12 protein-coding genes and 3 rRNA genes are annotated in these 16,381 nt (G+C 65.1%); 12 read left to right on the top strand and 3 right to left on the bottom strand.

Going from position 1 to position 16,381, the window contains the following annotated elements:
• Positions 1 to 37: 37 nt before the first annotated feature.
• Both GEV26_RS09935 and GEV26_RS09930 read left to right on the top strand, forming a co-directional pair.
• Entirely contained in the window at positions 38 to 712 is a 675-nt protein-coding gene (locus tag GEV26_RS09935) for a peptidylprolyl isomerase (protein WP_153652919.1), read from the top strand.
• Positions 713 to 735: 23 nt separating this feature from the next.
• Positions 736 to 1,281, top strand: a complete 546-nt coding sequence (locus tag GEV26_RS09930) for a DNA-3-methyladenine glycosylase (RefSeq protein ID WP_243838691.1) — start codon at positions 736 to 738, stop codon at positions 1,279 to 1,281.
• A gap of 12 nt (positions 1,282 to 1,293) precedes the next feature.
• Here GEV26_RS09930 and GEV26_RS09925 read toward each other — a convergent pair whose 3' ends face one another.
• Both GEV26_RS09925 and GEV26_RS09920 read right to left on the bottom strand, forming a co-directional pair.
• The gene (locus tag GEV26_RS09925) at positions 1,294 to 1,962 is read right to left on the bottom strand and encodes a response regulator (protein WP_153652918.1); all 669 of its coding nucleotides are present in this window, start codon (positions 1,960 to 1,962) and stop codon (positions 1,294 to 1,296) included.
• Positions 1,959 to 3,545: a sensor histidine kinase gene (locus GEV26_RS09920; protein ID WP_153652917.1), complete on the bottom strand. Its 1,587-nt coding sequence runs from the start codon at positions 3,543 to 3,545 to the stop codon at positions 1,959 to 1,961. Before GEV26_RS09920 ends, GEV26_RS09925 begins: the two co-directional genes overlap by 4 nt.
• 81 nt (positions 3,546 to 3,626) lie before the next feature.
• Between GEV26_RS09920 and GEV26_RS09915 the strand changes: the two genes are divergently transcribed.
• The 4 genes from GEV26_RS09915 to GEV26_RS09900 are packed head-to-tail and all read left to right on the top strand — an operon-like array spanning position 3,627 to position 7,064.
• Positions 3,627 to 4,622 (top strand): Bug family tripartite tricarboxylate transporter substrate binding protein, encoded by a 996-nt coding sequence (locus tag GEV26_RS09915; protein ID WP_153652916.1) that lies wholly within the window; start codon positions 3,627 to 3,629, stop codon positions 4,620 to 4,622.
• On the top strand, positions 4,619 to 5,137 hold the full coding sequence (locus tag GEV26_RS09910; RefSeq protein ID WP_153652915.1) for a tripartite tricarboxylate transporter TctB family protein: 519 nt from the start codon (positions 4,619 to 4,621) through the stop codon (positions 5,135 to 5,137). Before GEV26_RS09915 ends, GEV26_RS09910 begins: the two co-directional genes overlap by 4 nt.
• Positions 5,137 to 6,657, top strand: coding sequence for a tripartite tricarboxylate transporter permease (locus GEV26_RS09905; RefSeq protein WP_153652914.1), 1,521 nt, complete (start codon positions 5,137 to 5,139; stop codon positions 6,655 to 6,657). The genes GEV26_RS09910 and GEV26_RS09905 overlap by 1 nt, the downstream gene beginning before the upstream one ends.
• The gene (locus GEV26_RS09900) at positions 6,654 to 7,064 is read left to right on the top strand and encodes a universal stress protein (RefSeq protein ID WP_153652913.1); all 411 of its coding nucleotides are present in this window, start codon (positions 6,654 to 6,656) and stop codon (positions 7,062 to 7,064) included. Before GEV26_RS09905 ends, GEV26_RS09900 begins: the two co-directional genes overlap by 4 nt.
• Here the strand turns inward: GEV26_RS09900 and GEV26_RS09895 are convergent.
• On the bottom strand, positions 7,061 to 7,705 hold the full coding sequence (locus GEV26_RS09895; protein ID WP_153652912.1) for a DsbA family oxidoreductase: 645 nt from the start codon (positions 7,703 to 7,705) through the stop codon (positions 7,061 to 7,063). The two genes, GEV26_RS09900 and GEV26_RS09895, sit on opposite strands and share 4 nt — an antisense overlap.
• 73 nt (positions 7,706 to 7,778) lie before the next feature.
• Here GEV26_RS09895 and GEV26_RS09890 point away from each other — a divergent pair, with 73 nt between their 5' ends.
• From GEV26_RS09890 to GEV26_RS09865, 6 genes are all read left to right on the top strand, one after another.
• Entirely contained in the window at positions 7,779 to 8,165 is a 387-nt protein-coding gene (locus GEV26_RS09890) for a universal stress protein (protein WP_153652911.1), read from the top strand.
• Positions 8,166 to 8,229: 64 nt separating this feature from the next.
• The gene (gene tyrS, locus GEV26_RS09885; RefSeq protein ID WP_153652910.1) at positions 8,230 to 9,489 is read left to right on the top strand and encodes a tyrosine--tRNA ligase; all 1,260 of its coding nucleotides are present in this window, start codon (positions 8,230 to 8,232) and stop codon (positions 9,487 to 9,489) included.
• Positions 9,490 to 9,991: 502 nt separating this feature from the next.
• Positions 9,992 to 11,510 (top strand): 16S ribosomal RNA (locus tag GEV26_RS09880).
• Positions 11,511 to 11,871: 361 nt separating this feature from the next.
• A 23S ribosomal RNA gene (locus GEV26_RS09875) occupies positions 11,872 to 14,973 on the top strand.
• A 122-nt stretch (positions 14,974 to 15,095) separates the two neighbouring features.
• Positions 15,096 to 15,212: ribosomal RNA gene (gene rrf, locus GEV26_RS09870) — 5S ribosomal RNA — on the top strand.
• Together the 16S, 23S and 5S rRNA genes form the textbook arrangement of a ribosomal RNA operon.
• A 136-nt stretch (positions 15,213 to 15,348) precedes the next feature.
• Complete coding sequence (locus tag GEV26_RS09865) at positions 15,349 to 16,329, top strand: tetratricopeptide repeat protein (protein WP_153652909.1); 981 nt, start codon at positions 15,349 to 15,351, stop codon at positions 16,327 to 16,329.
• The last annotated feature ends 52 nt before the right edge of the window (positions 16,330 to 16,381 follow it).

Raw genomic sequence — 16,381 nt, 5'->3', positions numbered from 1 at the left:
GAGGGACGTGCGGGGGAGCGGTCGATACGCTCGGGACATGCGCTCTCGACTGCTCGCCGCCACGGCGTCCGTGCTCCTGGTGTCCCTGCTCGCCGCCTGCGGCGGGTCCGACGACGACGACAAGGGCTCGGACACGTCGTCCGCTAAGCCCGAGTCGTCCGCCACGACGTCAGCGCCTGCGGGCGGCGGATCGTGCACCTACAAGAAGGTCTCCGAGCCCGGCAAGAAGGCCGAGCTGCCGCCGAGCACGCCGAAGGCGGCCGACGAGGTGACGATCACGACCAACCGGGGTGACATCAAGGCGACGCTGACCCCCGAGTCCGCGCCCTGCACGGTCAGCTCGTTCGTGTCGCTCGCCGAGCAGGGCTATTTCGACGGCACCAAGTGCCACCGTCTCGTCCCCGGCTTCGTGCTGCAGTGCGGAGATCCCTCGGCCACCGGCACCGGCGGACCGGGCTACAGCTTCGCCGACGAGCTCAAGGGCGACGAGACGTACCCCGCGGGCACCCTCGCGATGGCCAATGCGGGCCCCGACACCAACGGCTCGCAGTTCTTCATCGTCCTGGCCGACTCCGACCTCCCGGCGAGCTACACGGTCTTCGGCAAAGTCGACGACGCCGGCTTGGCGGTCGCGAAGGAGATCGAGAAGGACGGCAACGCCTCCGACGGCGTCTCGCCGGCCAAGGACGTCGTCATCGAGTCGGTCTCCTGAGCGACCCCGGCGGCACCCCCGAGGTGGTCGAGCGGGCCCGCGGCCTGCTCGGGCGGGTGCTGCACGGCCACGGCGCCGCGGTCCGGATCACCGAGGTCGAGGCGTACGGGGGAGTGCTCGACCCCGCCTCGCACGCCTACACGCGGACTCCGCGCAGCGAGATCATGTACGCCCCCGCGTGGCGGCTGTACGTCTACCGGTCGTACGGGATGCACTTCTGCGCGAACGTCGTGACCGGCCCGACCGAGACCGCGTCCGCGGTGCTGGTCCGCGCGGGCGAGGTGGTCGAGGGCATCGAGGTCGCGCGGTCGCGCCGACCGGGCGTCAAGGACGTGATGCTGGCCCGAGGGCCTGGCAACCTCGCCCGGGCCCTCGGGCTGTCCCTGGACGACCTCGGCGCCGAGCTGCTGACGCCCGAGGGCGTACGCCTGGGGGACCCGCCGGACACGGACCCGCGGATCTCCTGCGGCCCCCGTGTCGGGGTGTCCAAGGCCGCGGACGTGCCGTGGCGCTTCTGGGTCACCGGCGACCCGACGGTCTCCGCGTACCGCCGCAGCCCTCGCGCGTGAGGTGTGTCCGGTCTAGACGGGCCTGGGGCGGTAGCGCCGCTCGGGCCGTCCCGCATTGCCGTAGTTGAGCCGCACCGTCGCGAGCCCCTGGTCGACGAAGTACTCGAGGTAGCGGCGTGCGCTGACCCGCGACAGGCCGACCCGCTCGCCGCAGTCGGCCGCCGACAGCTCGCGGGCGTCCGCGAGTGCCTCCTGGACGAGCTGGGCGGTCTCCGGGCTGAGGCCCTTGGGCAGCGCGGTCGCGGCGACCGAGGTGGGGCCGCCGAACGCGCGATCGATCGCGGCCTGGTCGGGGGCGCCGCCCGCGAGCGTCGTCAGGGACTCCCGGACGCGCTGCATCCTGGCCAGGAAGTCGTCGAACTCGAACGGCTTGACGAGATACTGCATCGCCCCGCCGTGCAGGGCCGTTCGCACCGCCTCGGCGTCCCGCTCAGCCGTCACCATGACGACGCCGACCGCGCTGCCGGCCGCCCGCAGGGACTGGAGCACCTCGAGCCCGCTCATGTCGGGCAGGTGGACGTCCAGGAGCACGAGGCCCGGGTCGAGGTCGGCGCACATGCGCAGGGCCTCGGCTCCTGTGCGCGCGGTGCCCACGACCTCGAATCCCGGGGTGCGCGCGACGAACCTGGAGTGGATGCCCGCGACCATGAAGTCGTCGTCGACGACCAGCACGCCGATCACGTGAGGTCCACGGGCAGGCGTACCCGGAAGACGGCGCCGGGCCCCGGCTCGACCGTGACCGATCCGCCGCGCTGCCGGCAGACCAGCCGCACCAGCGGCAGGCCGATGCCCCGGCCGCCGGGCACCTCGGGCTTGGTCGAGAAGCCGCGGCTGAAGATCGCGTCGGTCACCTCCTCGTCCACCCCGGGGCCCGAGTCACGCACCTCCAGGACGACCTCGCGGTCCGAGGCGTGCAGATCCACGCGCACGGACGGGTCGGGGCCGGCCTTGCACGCGTCGACGGCGTTGTCGATCAGGTTGCCGATGATGGTCGTCAGGTCGGCCGAGACGGCCTGGGGCAGCGGAGGCAGGCTCGAGGTGGGCGCGATCGTGAGCGTCACGCCGGCCTCGGCCGCCACGCTGGACTTCGCGATCAGCAGCGCCGCGACCGCCCGGTCCTTGATGCGCCGCGTGACGGCATCGCTGATGGCCTGCCGCCGGCGCGTCAGCGTCCCGACCAACGAGGTCACCTCGTCGTACTCCCGCAGCTGGACGAGCCCGGAGATCGTGTGCAGCTGGTTGGCGAACTCGTGCGTCTGCGCCCGCAACGTGTCGGTGATGGACAGGTTCGAGCTGAGCTGGCTCTGCATCGAGACGAGCTCGGTCCGGTCACGCATGGTGGTGACCGTACCGATGCCCTCGCCGCGGCTGGACGCGGACCGCTGGTTGCACACGACGACGCGGTCGCCGACGAGCAGGACGACGTCGTGGGTCTCGGTCCCGCCGGTGAGCACCGAAGCGACCTGATCGGGCAGCCCGAGCTGGTCCACGCGGCGGCCGACGGGGTCCTCGTCCAGTCCGAGCAGCTCACGCGCACCGTCGTTGACCATCGTCACCCGGCCGTCGGTGTCGACCGCGATGACGCCCTCGCGGATGCTGTGCAGGAGCGCCTCACGGTGATCGGCAAGCGTCGCGAACTCATGGGGCTCAAGGCCCCGGGTCCGTCGTTTCACCAGGCGCGACACGAGCCACGAGCCCGCGGCCCCGAGCAGCGCCCCGACCCCGAGGTACAGGATGAGGTCGCCCGCGGCGTCGGTGAGCCGTGCCCACACGCTGGGATAGCGCTGCTCGGCGAGGGCGAGGCCGACGAGGGTCCCGTTGTCGTCGATGATGGGCGCGTGCCCGGCGACGTACCGGCGCCCGCTCCTGTCGACGTCCCCGGTCCAGCCGCGGCCCTCACGCACGCCGGAGTCACCCAGCGCCGCCGGTGTCCCGATCAAGCGCGGGTCGGACGACGACATGACGATGCCGCCGGGGTCCGCGACCGCGACGTCGGTGGCGCCCGACAGGCTCACCGCCCGGTTGATCGCGGGTGCGAGACCCGCCGCCGGGTCGAGCCCGGTGACCTGGTCGCGCACCACGGAGGTGTTGGCGAGGTTCTCGGCGACCGATCTCATCTGGGTCCCCCGGTCGGAGGCGAAGGACGCCGTCGACTGCCGCAGCGAGATCACCGCGACGATCGCCAGCACGACAGCGACCACGATGAGCTGGAGGACGAGGAACTGTCCGGCGAGCGTCAGCCGTCGTTGCCGCAGTGACCACAATGTCCACAACCTCCTTTGCTTCCGCAATGGTGACCCACGGCACACTTTCGCGCCATGCTCGGGTCGACCCCAGGAGGTTCCATGACGTCGACCAGGCGCACCCACCGAGCTCGAGCGGCCGTCGCCCTCGCGCTCGTCGCGGCGGTGACCCTCTCTGCGTGCGGGGTCACCCGCGGCGGCGAGGGGGAGGCGAACCGTCGCCTCAGCATGTACATCCCGAACAGCCCGGGAGGCGGCTACGACCTGACCGGACGCGCTGCCGCCCGCGTCCTGGAGGACGCCGAGCTGTCCGGCCGGTTCGAGGTCACCAACGTCATCGGTGCCGGTGGCACCGTCGCGATGCAGCGCCTGCTCAACGAGGAGGGCGTCGACGACCTCGTGATGTCGATGGGCCTCGGCGTGGTCGGCGCGACCTACACGAACGAGTCGGACGCCCGTGTCTCGGACGCCACCCCCATCGCCCGCCTCATCGAGGACCAGGAGGCGCTCATCGTGCCCAAGGACTCGCGGTTCAGGACCGTCCAGGACCTGGTCAAGGCCTGGAAGGCCGATCCCGGGAGCGTCACGATCGGCGGCGGCTCGTCGCCCGGAGGGCCCGATCACCTCTTCCCGATGCAGATGGCCAAGACCATCGGCGTCGACCCGAAGCAGGTCAAGTACATCGTGTACGACGGGGGAGGGCCGCTCACGAGCGCGCTGCTCGGCAAGAAGATCGACGTCGGCACGTCCGGCCCCAGCGAGTTCGAGGGACAGCTGAAGGACGGCTCGCTCCGGGTGCTGGCGGTGTCGGGGGCCGAGCGTCTGGACAACGTCGACGCCCCGACGCTGCAGGAGTCCGGGGTCGACATGACCTTCGCCAACTGGCGGGGCATCCTCGCGCCACCCGGCATCTCCGCGGAGTCCCGGGACCGGCTGGTGGCGATGTTCACCAAGATGCACCAGACCAAGGGCTGGAAGGACGCGGTCGAGCGCAACGGCTGGATCGACTCGTTCGCCACCGGCGAGGAGTTCGCGACCTTCCTGCGCGAGCAGGACGAGCGCGTGGAGACGACGTTGAAGGAGCTGGGACTGACATGAGCGTGATCGACAAGCCCACAGAGGCGGGCACCAGGATCATCGACAAGGCCCAATACGCGATGGCCGCCTTCATCGGTGTCGTCGGTGCCTACATCCTGTACGACGCCACGACCCTCGAGGACGGCTTCGCGGACCAGCCGGTCCAGCCGTACGCCTTCCCGTACGCCGTCGGGGCGGTCCTGCTCGGCCTCGCGGTGCTGCTGGCGATCGCCACGGCCCGCGGCGACGTGCCGCAGGCCGAGGAGGGCGAGGACGTCGACCTGACCCAGCCGAGCGACTGGGCGACCGTCGCCAAGCTGGTCGCGGTCTTCGCCGTCAACATCGCGCTGATCGACTGGCTCGGCTGGGCGATCACGGGAGCGATCCTGTTCGTCGGGACCGCATGGGTCCTCGGGAGCCGGACGCTGATCCGTGACGTCGGCGTGGGCGTGGCCCTGTCGGTCGGCACCTGGTACGGCTTCTACTCGGGCCTGGGTCTGGCGATCCCGGCCGGCGTCCTGGACGGGATCCTGTGATGGGCTCGCTCGACCTGCTGATGGAGGGCTTCCAGTCGGCGCTGACCCTCGAGAACCTCTTCTACGCGGTGCTCGGGGTCTTCCTCGGCACCGCCGTCGGGGTGCTGCCGGGCATCGGGCCCGCGATGACGCTCGCGCTGCTGCTGCCGATCACCTACAGCGTGGGGCCCGACAGCGCGTTGATCATGTTCGCCGGCATCTACTACGGCGGGATGTACGGCGGCTCGACCACTTCGATCCTGCTCAACACCCCGGGGGAGTCGTCCTCGGTCGTGACCGCGATCGAGGGCAACAAGATGGCCAAGAAGGGACGTGCGGCGCAGGCCCTCGCGACAGCCGCGATCGGCTCCTTCGTCGCCGGCACGATCGGCACGCTGCTGCTCGTGCTGTTCGCGCCGACTGTCGCCGGACAGGTCGTCAAGCTGGGCAACCCGTCCAACTTCGCCCTGATCCTGCTGGCGCTGTTCGCGGTCACCGCAGTCCTCGGCACCTCCCGCCTGCGCGGGTTCATCGCCCTCTTCCTCGGCCTGGCGATAGGGCTCGTCGGCGGGCAGACCGGCCAGCCGCGGCTGACGTTCGGCAGCCCCCTGCTCGCGGACGGCATCGACATCGTCGTGGTCGCGGTGGCCATCTTCGCGATCGGCGAGGCGCTCTGGGTCGCGGCGCACCTGCGTCGTCGTCCCCTCGACATCATCCCGGTGGGACAGCCCTGGATGAGCCGCCAGGACTGGGGCCGCTCGTGGAAGCCCTGGCTACGGGGCACCGCTCTCGGCTTCCCGTTCGGCGCACTGCCCGCGGGAGGAGCGGAGATCCCGACCTTCTTGTCGTACGTCACCGAGCGCAAGCTGACCAAGCATCCCGAGGAGTTCGGCAAGGGTGCCATCGAGGGCGTCGCAGGTCCGGAGGCGGCCAACAACGCCTCGGCCGCCGGCACGCTGGTGCCCCTTCTCGCGATCGGCCTGCCGACCACGGCCACCGCAGCGATCATGCTGCTGGCCATCCAGAGCTACGGCATCGAGACCGGTCCCCAGCTGTTCGACACCGAGCCCACGCTCGTGTGGGCGCTGCTGGCCAGCCTGTTCATCGGCAACACGCTCCTGCTGCTGCTCAACCTGCCGCTCGCGCCGCTGTGGGCCAAGCTGCTGCAGATCCCGCGGCCGTACCTCTACGCAGGGATCCTGTTCTTCGCCTCCCTGGGCGCCTACAGCGTCAGCTTCCAGCCCTTCGACCTCGCGATCCTGCTCGTCATCGGTCTGTTGGGGCTCGCGATGCGGCGGTTCGGCCTCCCGGTGCTGCCGCTCATCATCGCGGTGATCCTCGGTCCCAAGCTCGAGGAACAGCTGACCACGTCGCTCCAGATCTCCTCAGGGGACGTCAGCACCCTGTGGAGCGAGCCCGTCGCAGTGATCGTGTACGCGATCATCGCCCTCGCGCTGGTCTACATCGTCGTCAACGGGCTACGGCCCACCCGGGAAGAACCCACCCGGGAAGAACCCATCAAGGAAGAGGCGTCCTCATGAGTGTCGTCGTCATGTTCAGCCCGGACGAGTTCGGTCACACGGCGCTCTCGTACGGGGCCACGGAGGCCATGCGCCGCTCGGAGCGCCTCGTCGTCGTCAACCCGACCAAGGGCGACGCGTACGTCGACCGGATGTTCGCCGGTGCCGAGGACGTCGCGCGGCTCGACAAGGTTCTCGGCAGGCTCGACGTCGACACCGAGGTGCGGCACGACGTCGTGCCCGACATCGCAGGTGCCGTGCTCGACGCGGCCGCCGAGACGGCTGCGTCGTTGATCGTGGTCGGCATCCGTCCACGCACGCCGGTCGGCAAGCTGGTGCTCGGCAGCGTGGCGCAGCGGTTGATCCTCGACGCGACCTGCCCGGTGCTGGCCGTCAAGCCTGACGGGGCGGACGACCTGCTGGACTAGGCGCGGGCCTTGTGCAGGACCTCGAGGAAGACGGCGGGGTCCTGCGCACCGGACACGCCGAGGCGGCCGTCGATCACGAAGAACGGCACGCCGTTGATGCCGTACGCGGTCGCCTGGGCCTGGTCGGCGTGGACGGCCGGCAGGAGCTCCTCGTTCTTGAGCGCCTCGAGGGCCTCCTCGCGGTCGAGGCCGATCTCGGCCGCGAGGTCCGCGAGATCGTCGACGCGGCCCACGTGACGGCCTTCCTCGAAGTAGGCGGTGAACAGCCGCTCGGCCATCTCGAGCTGCCGCCCCCTGCCCTTGGCGAAGTGCAGCAGCTCGTGGGCCTTGATCGTGTTGGTGTGCTGGAGGGCGGCGAAGTCGTACGCGAGGCCCTCAGCCGCGCCCAGGTCGGTCATCCGGGCCAGCATCTGCTCGACCTGACCGGCGTCCATGCCCTTGTGCCTGACCAGGAAGTCGATCTCGCTGCCCTCGAAGTCGACCGGGGTGTCGGGCGCCAGCTCGAACGAGTGGAGCTCGACCTCCACCGTCCCGCCGCTCGCCGCGAACTGCGCCGCCGCGGTCTCGAACCGGCGCTTGCCGAGGAAGCACCACGGGCACGCGATGTCTGACCAGATGTCGACCTTCACCGTCTCGTTCACGCGCTCGTCAACGTCGCGGCATCCGCCGGCATTCCACTTCCGCAAGGGTGGCTCGAGGTAGTAGTTTCATGTCATGACAATTGCAGTCGCCTACCGTCCCGACGAGTTCGGGCGCGCGGCCCTCGACTGGGCCGTCGAGCAGTCCAAGACCTCCGGGGACCGGATCGTGCTCATCAACATCAGCCGGGTCGAGCCGCGCCTCGACACCGGCTTCGCACGCGGCAACCACGTGCAGTCGTTGGCGGAGAGGCTCGACGCGGACAAGGTGGAGTACGAGATCCGTCAGGCCGTGGGCGAGAACGTCGCCGACGCGGTGCTGTTCGAGGCGGAGCAGGCGGGTGCGACGTCGATCGTCATCGGCATCCGCCGCCGCAGCCCGGTCGGCAAGATCCTCATGGGCAGTGTCGCGCAGCAGATCCTGCTGGACGCCTCGGTGCCCGTCGTGGCCGTCAAGCCGTAGCCGCAGGGGCCGCAGGCCACCGCGATACAGTCGCGGTGATCGACCGACCCCGAAAGGCACTGCTGTGACACATGTTCTGGACGACCTCGACGCGCGCGGACTGATCGCGCACTCGACGGACCGCGACGCACTGCGAGCGGAGCTGTCAGCGGGGCCGGTCACGTACTACGTGGGGTTCGACCCGACGGCGCCGAGTCTGCACATCGGCAACCTGCTGCAGATCCTCACGGCCCGACGCCTCCAGCTCGCCGGCCACAAGCCGCTGCTCCTGGTGGGGGGCTCGACGGGGCTGATCGGCGACCCCAAGGAGGCGGGGGAGCGGATCATGAACACGAAGGAGACCGTGGGTGAGTGGGTCGAGCGCATCGCCTCGCAGGTCTCCCGGTTCGTGGACTTCGACGGACCCACCGGCGCGACGCTCGTCAACAATCTCGACTGGACCGCCGGCCTGAGCACGATCGACTTCCTTCGCGACATCGGCAAGCACTTCCCGGTCAACCGGATGCTCGCCCGCGACGTCGTCAGCAGCCGGCTGGAGTCCGGCATCAGCTACACCGAGTTCAGCTACGTCCTCCTGCAGTCCATGGACTACCTGGAGCTCTACCGGCGGCACGGCTGCGTGCTGCAGACCGGCGGCAGCGACCAGTGGGGGAACATCACGGCAGGGGTCGAGCTGATCCGCCGGGCGGACGCCGGCAAGGTCCACGCGCTCGCGACGCCCCTGATCACCAAGGCGGACGGCACCAAGTTCGGCAAGACCGAGTCGGGCACCGTCTGGCTGGACCCCGATCTCACCAGCCCGTACGCCTTCTACCAGTCGTGGATCCAGGCGGAGGACTCCAAGGTCGTGGAGTACCTGCGCCAGTTCACCTTCATTCCCTTGGAGGAGATCGCCGTGCTGGAAGCCGAGCACGCCGAGAAGCCGGGGCTGCGCCTCGCACAGCGACGCCTCGCAGCGGAGGTCACCACGATCGTCCACGGGGCAGACGAGGCCGCGGCGGCCGAGCTCGCCGCCGGTGCGCTGTTCGGCAGGGGAGAGCTGGGCGAGCTGCCCGAGCCCACGCTGGCCGCCGCCCTGCGCGAGGCCGGCGCCGCCGACCTCAGCGCGGCCGACCGACCCACGATCGTCGACGCTCTCGTCGCATCGGGCCTCGCCGACAGCAAGTCCGCCGCACGCCGGGCGGTCGCCGACGGGGGTGCGTACGTCAACAACGTGCGGGTCACGGACCCCGACCAGGTGCTCGAGGGCGATCTGCTCCTCTACAGCACGTGGGCGGTCGTTCGCAAAGGCAAACGGTCCGTCTCAGGCGTCCGCATCAGCTGATCCCCGTCATTTCAGGGCTCCCGCCGACTGTGGCATGGAGCACGCGAATGCGATTTGACGGACCGGGAGACGCACCCGTAATGTTCTTCTTGTTGGACAGCGCAGCAAGCGGACAGGCCGAAACGCCAGCCGGATGCGAGCTTCCAGCCAGCTCAACCGAAACGATCAACGGCACGGAGCCTTCACTGGCTCCAGGGAACGGATCGCTGAGAACGCAGAGCGACATGGTGACCGACCCGGGTTTGACCGGTGAAAACGAGCCGTGTAAGTTGGACGAGTTGCCCTGAGATTCAGCCAGTGGCTGGGTCGAGGTGAGCGTCTGATCCTTGAGAACTCAACAGTGTGCCAAAAGTCGACGAGATTAATTAGTAGTACCCCGTCGAGACTTGCCAGATGGACTTTCGGGTTTGTTTGGTTGGCTTGATGGAATCAATTCCGACAATTTATTTGTCAGCAAATAGTTTGTCAGGTTGAACTGAAGTTTGGCAGCGCTTTAGCTGCTTCAACGGAGAGTTTGATCCTGGCTCAGGACGAACGCTGGCGGCGTGCTTAACACATGCAAGTCGAGCGGTAAGGCCCCTTCGGGGGTACACGAGCGGCGAACGGGTGAGTAACACGTGAGCAATCTGCCCTTCTCTTTGGAATAACCATTGGAAACGATGGCTAATGCCGAATATGACCTCCTTTCGCATGTTTGGAGGTGGAAAGCTCCGGCGGAGAAGGATGAGCTCGCGGCCTATCAGCTTGTTGGTGAGGTAATGGCTCACCAAGGCATTGACGGGTAGCCGGCCTGAGAGGGTGACCGGCCACACTGGGACTGAGACACGGCCCAGACTCCTACGGGAGGCAGCAGTGGGGAATATTGGACAATGGGCGAAAGCCTGATCCAGCAACGCCGCGTGAGGGATGACGGCCTTCGGGTTGTAAACCTCTTTCAGCAGGGACGAAGCGAAAGTGACGGTACCTGCAGAAGAAGGACCGGCCAACTACGTGCCAGCAGCCGCGGTAATACGTAGGGTCCGAGCGTTGTCCGGAATTATTGGGCGTAAAGGGCTCGTAGGCGGTTTGTCGCGTCGGGAGTGAAAACTCAGGGCTCAACCCTGAGCGTGCTTCCGATACGGGCAGACTAGAGGTATGCAGGGGAGAACGGAATTCCTGGTGTAGCGGTGGAATGCGCAGATATCAGGAGGAACACCGGTGGCGAAGGCGGTTCTCTGGGCATTACCTGACGCTGAGGAGCGAAAGCATGGGGAGCGAACAGGATTAGATACCCTGGTAGTCCATGCCGTAAACGTTGGGCGCTAGGTGTGGGGACCTTCCACGGTCTCCGTGCCGCAGCTAACGCATTAAGCGCCCCGCCTGGGGAGTACGGCCGCAAGGCTAAAACTCAAAGGAATTGACGGGGGCCCGCACAAGCGGCGGAGCATGCTGATTAATTCGATGCAACGCGAAGAACCTTACCTGGGTTTGACATATGCCGGAAAGCCGTAGAGATACGGCCCCCCTTGTGGTCGGTTTACAGGTGGTGCATGGCTGTCGTCAGCTCGTGTCGTGAGATGTTGGGTTAAGTCCCGCAACGAGCGCAACCCTCGTCCTATGTTGCCAGCACGTAATGGTGGGGACTCATAGGAGACTGCCGGGGTCAACTCGGAGGAAGGTGGGGATGACGTCAAGTCTTCATGCCCCTTATGTCCAGGGCTTCAAGCATGCTACAATGGCCGGTACAATGGGCTGCGAAACCGTAAGGTGGAGCGAATCCCAAAAAGCCGGTCTCAGTTCGGATTGGGGTCTGCAACTCGACCCCATGAAGTCGGAGTCGCTAGTAATCGCAGATCAGCAACGCTGCGGTGAATACGTTCCCGGGCCTTGTACACACCGCCCGTCACGTCATGAAAGTCGGCAACACCCGAAGCCAGTGGCCCAACCGTTTACGGAGGGAGCTGTCGAAGGTGGGGCTGGCGATTGGGACGAAGTCGTAACAAGGTAGCCGTACCGGAAGGTGCGGCTGGATCACCTCCTTTCTAAGGAGCATCTGGCAGCTGCCCATCGTGGTGGTTGTCCATTGAGACGTTTACCAGCCGAATGTGTTGGTGCGTCTCAGCTCACTAGTGGATCGTCGATTATTTGGCTTGGTAGCAGCCCACCAGGGTCAGTACTGCTCGCAAGGGCGTGGAAAGTCGCTGGGAAATTTGTTACCGAATCAGGCACACTGTTGGGTCCTGAGGGATCAGCTCGTCAGAGTTGTTTCCTTGGACCGCATATCCCCTCGAACCACCAGGTTCGACACCTCGCAAGGGTGTTGGTTTGGTAGGCGTGGGATTGGTATGTGGGACCGAACGTATTTTGAGAACTTCACAGTGGACGCGAGCATCTTTGTAGTAACAACAAGCTACTAAGTGCACATGGTGGATGCCTTGGCATCGAGAGCCGATGAAGGACGTTGGAGTCTGCGAAAAGCCCCGGGAAGGTGACAACCGACCTGTGATCCGGGGATGTCCGAATGGGGAAACCCACTCAGAGTAAAGTCTGAGTACCTCTGTCTGAACACATAGGGCAGTAGGAGGGAACGTGGGGAAGTGAAACATCTCAGTACCCACAGGAAGAGAAAACAAAAGTGATTCCGGTAGTAGTGGCGAGCGAAACCGGATCAGGCTAAACCTCAAGTATGTGATAGCCGGCAGGCGTTGTATTTGGGGTGTTGTGGGGCCGCATGGTCTGTTCTGCCGAGCAGACAAAGAGTCATAAACCATGAGTGAAGTGAAAGCCGACTGGAAAGTCGCGGCATAGAGGGTGATACCCCCGTACACGTAAGCTCATGGCTCTTTTGCGTTACCCCGAGTAACACCGAACCCCTGAAATTCGGTGTGAATCTGGCGGGACCACCCGTTAAGCCTAAATACTCCTCGATGACCGATAGCGGACTAGTACCGTGAGGGAAAGGTGAAAAGTACCCCGGGAGGGGAGTGAAATAGTACCTGAAACCATGTGCATACAATCCGTTGGAGCTCGTCCTTGTGACGGGTGACAGCGTGCCTTTTGAAGAATGAGCCTGCGAGTTAGCGTTCTGTAGCGAGGTTAAGGCGTTGAGCCGTAGCCGTAGCGAAAGCGAGTCCGAATAGGGCGACCATAGTTGCAGGATCTAGACCCGAAGCGGAGTGATCTATCCATGGCCAGGTTGAAGCGCGGGTAAGACCGCGTGGAGGACCGAACCCACCTAGGTTAAAAACTGGGGGGATGAGCTGTGGATAGGGGTGAAAGGCCAATCAAACTCCGTGATAGCTGGTTCTCCCCGAAATGCATTTAGGTGCAGCGTTGCGTGTTTCTTGTCGGAGGTAGAGCACTGGATGGGCTAGGGGGCCTACAAGCTTACTGAACCCAGCCAAACTCCGAATGCCGATAAGTGAGAGCGCAGCAGTGAGACAGTGGGGGATAAGCTCCATTGTCGAGAGGGAAACAGCCCAGACCATCAGCTAAGGTCCCAAAGCGATAACTAAGTGGAAAAGGATGTGGAGTCGCAGAGACAACCAGGAGGTTGGCTTAGAAGCAGCCACCCTTGAAAGAGTGCGTAATAGCTCACTGGTCAAGTAATTCCGCGCCGACAATTTAGCGGGGCTCAAGTTATCCACCGAAGCTATGGGATTCATGCAATAGCCAGGCCTTCGTGGTCCAGGCGCATGGATCGGTAGGGGAGCGTCGTGTGGCCAGCGAAGCGGCGGAGTGATCCAGCCGTGGAGGCTACACGAGTGAGAATGCAGGCATGAGTAGCGAATGAGGAGTGAGAAACTCCTCCACCGAATGACCAAGGGTTCCAGGGTCAAGCTAATCTTCCCTGGGTAAGTCGGGACCTAAGGCGAGGCCGACAGGCGTAGTCGATGGACAACGGGCTGATATTCCCGTACCGGCATTAGATCGCCCATGCCGAACCCAGTGATGCTAAGTGCCCTAAGCCGGCTGGACTCTTCGGAGCGACGCCGGGGCAGCGCATGACCCGATCTGGTAGTAGGCAAGCAATGGTGTGACGCAGGAAGGTAGCTCATCCCGGGCGATGGTTGTCCCGGGCTAAGGACGTAGGGCGAATGATAGGCAAATCCGTCATTCACATGCCTGAGATCTGATGGGGAGACAATTTTGTCGAAGTGAGTGATCCTATGCTGCCGAGAAAAGCATCTAGCGAGATCTAGAGCCGCCCGTACCCCAAACCGACTCAGGTGGTCAGGTAGAGAATACTAAGGTGATCGAGTGAACCATGGTTAAGGAACTCGGCAAAATGCCCCCGTAACTTCGGGAGAAGGGGGGCCCGATTCGTTATCGCACTTGCTGCGAGAAGCGTTGACGGCCGCAGAGACCAGGCCCAAGCGACTGTTTACTAAAAACACAGGTCCGTGCTAAGTCGAAAGACGCCGTATACGGACTGACTCCTGCCCGGTGCTGGAAGGTTAAGGGGACGTGTCAGCGCAAGCGAAGCACAGAACTTAAGCCCCAGTAAACGGCGGTGGTAACTATAACCATCCTAAGGTAGCGAAATTCCTTGTCGGGTAAGTTCCGACCTGCACGAATGGAGTAACGACTTGGGCGCTGTCTCAACCATGGACTCGGCGAAATTGCACTACGAGTAAAGATGCTCGTTACGCGCGGCAGGACGGAAAGACCCCGGGACCTTTACTATAGTTTGGTATTGGTGTTTGGTTCAGCTTGTGTAGGATAGGTGGGAGACTGTGAAGCATTCACGCCAGTGAGTGTGGAGTCATCGTTGAAATACCACTCTGGCTGTACTAGATATCTAACCTAGGTCCATTATCTGGATCAGGGACAGTGCCTGATGGGTAGTTTAACTGGGGCGGTTGCCTCCTAAAATGTAACGGAGGCGCTCAAAGGTTCCCTCAGCCTGGTTGGCAATCAGGTTTCGAGTGTAAGTGCACAAGGGAGCTTGACTGTGAGAGTGACAGCTCGAGCAGGGACGAAAGTCGGAACTAGTGATCCGGCGCTGGCAAGTGGAAGCGGCGTCGCTCAACGGATAAAAGGTACCCCGGGGATAACAGGCTGATCTTCCCCAAGAGTCCATATCGACGGGATGGTTTGGCACCTCGATGTCGGCTCGTCGCATCCTGGGGCCGTAGCAGGTCCCAAGGGTTGGGCTGTTCGCCCATTAAAGCGGCACGCGAGCTGGGTTTAGAACGTCGTGAGACAGTTCGGTCCCTATCCGCCGCGCGCGTAGGAAACTTGAGAAAATCTGTCCCTAGTACGAGAGGACCGGGATGGACGAACCTCTGGTGTGCCAGTTGTTCTGCCAAGAGCACTGCTGGTTAGCTACGTTCGGAAGCGATAACCGCTGAAAGCATCTAAGCGGGAAGCGTGTTTCAAGATGAGGTTTCCCACTGGTTTACCAGGTAAGGCCCCCAGCAGACCACTGGGTTGATAGGCCGGAAGTGGAAGCACAGCAATGTGTGGAGCTGACCGGTACTAATAGGCCGAGGGCTTGTTTCTTACAAAGATGTACACCGCGTCCACTGTGAGGTTCCCGAGATACGTCCGGGAACCACCAAGCACCCCCCACACTCGTGTGGGATCAGGGTGTGCATGGTTTTGAGTTGATATCTCAATAGAGTTTCGGCGACCATGGCGAGAGGGAAATACCCGGCTACATTCCGAACCCGGAAGTCAAGCCTCTCAGCGCCGATGGTACTGCACGGGAGACTGTGTGGGAGAGTAGGACGTCGCCGGACAATCATTAGCGCGAGGCCGCCCCACTGGGGCGGCCTCGCTGCTGTTTGTGCACCCAATGGTGTACCAAGGACGTGTACGGAAAATCATGTGCACACATCTGCGTGTGCGCGAAGTGTTCGATGGAAGGAACGACTCATGGCTGAGTCGAGAAATCCCCGCCGTGACGGTGGGAAGCCTGCTGGCCGAGGGGCCGGCAGCGGTGGCGCTCGTGGCGGCAAGCCCGAGAGCCGTGGAGGACGCGACCAGCGGGGGAGCGGTTCCCCCGATCGGCGCGACGGCAAGCCTGCCCGCGGTGGCAAGCCGGACGCCCGGCGCGACGGCAAGCCCGACGCGAGGCGCGACGGCCGGCCGGCGCACCCGCGCCGTGACGGCAAGGCGTACGACGCCCCGCGCAACCGCCGCCAGGAAGAGGGCGACCGGACCGCGGCGCAGAAGATCTACGACGGTCCGCCGATCCCGGACGACGTCAGCGCAAAGGACCTGGACAAGCACGCAAGGCAGGCACTCCAGAGCCTGCCGGAGAAGCTGGCCGACAAGGTCGCGCGTCACCTGGTGATGGCGGGCATGCTGATTGCGGAGGATCCCGAGACCGCGCACCGTCACGCGCTGGCAGCGCGTGCCCGTGCGACCCGCACCGGGCTCGTCCGCGAGGCGTGCGGTGAGACTGCGTATGCGTGCGGCAAGTGGGCCGAGGCGTTGTCGGAGTTCCGTGCGGCCCGCCGCATGACCGGCGGCTACATGTACGCCCCGATGATGGCCGACTGTGAGCGGGCGCTGAAGCGTCCCGACAAGGCGATCGCGTACGACACCCCCGAGATCCGCGGCCAGCTGGACGACGCAGGTCAGATCGAGCTGTCGATCGTGGTGGCCGGTGCCCGCCGCGACCAGGGCCAGTACGACGCGGCCGTGCGGCTGCTCGAGACCGAGCCGCTGCACACCAAGGGTCGTGGCGACTGGGTTCCGCGCCTGCGCTATGCGTACGCCGACGCCCTGCTCGACGCGGGCCGGCGCGACGAGGCGATCGAGTGGTTCCACCGCACGGTCGCCGTCGACGGCAACAAGTCGACGGATGCCGAGGAGCGGCTGCGCGAGCTCGACAAGCGTCCACAGGACTGACCCACCGGCGAAGCTGTCCACATCTGCGCCGTGACCCGATGCCCCCCACCTG

This window comes from Aeromicrobium yanjiei, from assembly GCF_009649075.1.
In the GTDB taxonomy this organism is placed as follows: Bacteria; Actinomycetota; Actinomycetes; order Propionibacteriales; family Nocardioidaceae; genus Aeromicrobium; species Aeromicrobium yanjiei.
This window is presented reverse-complemented; position numbering and strand designations above follow the sequence as displayed.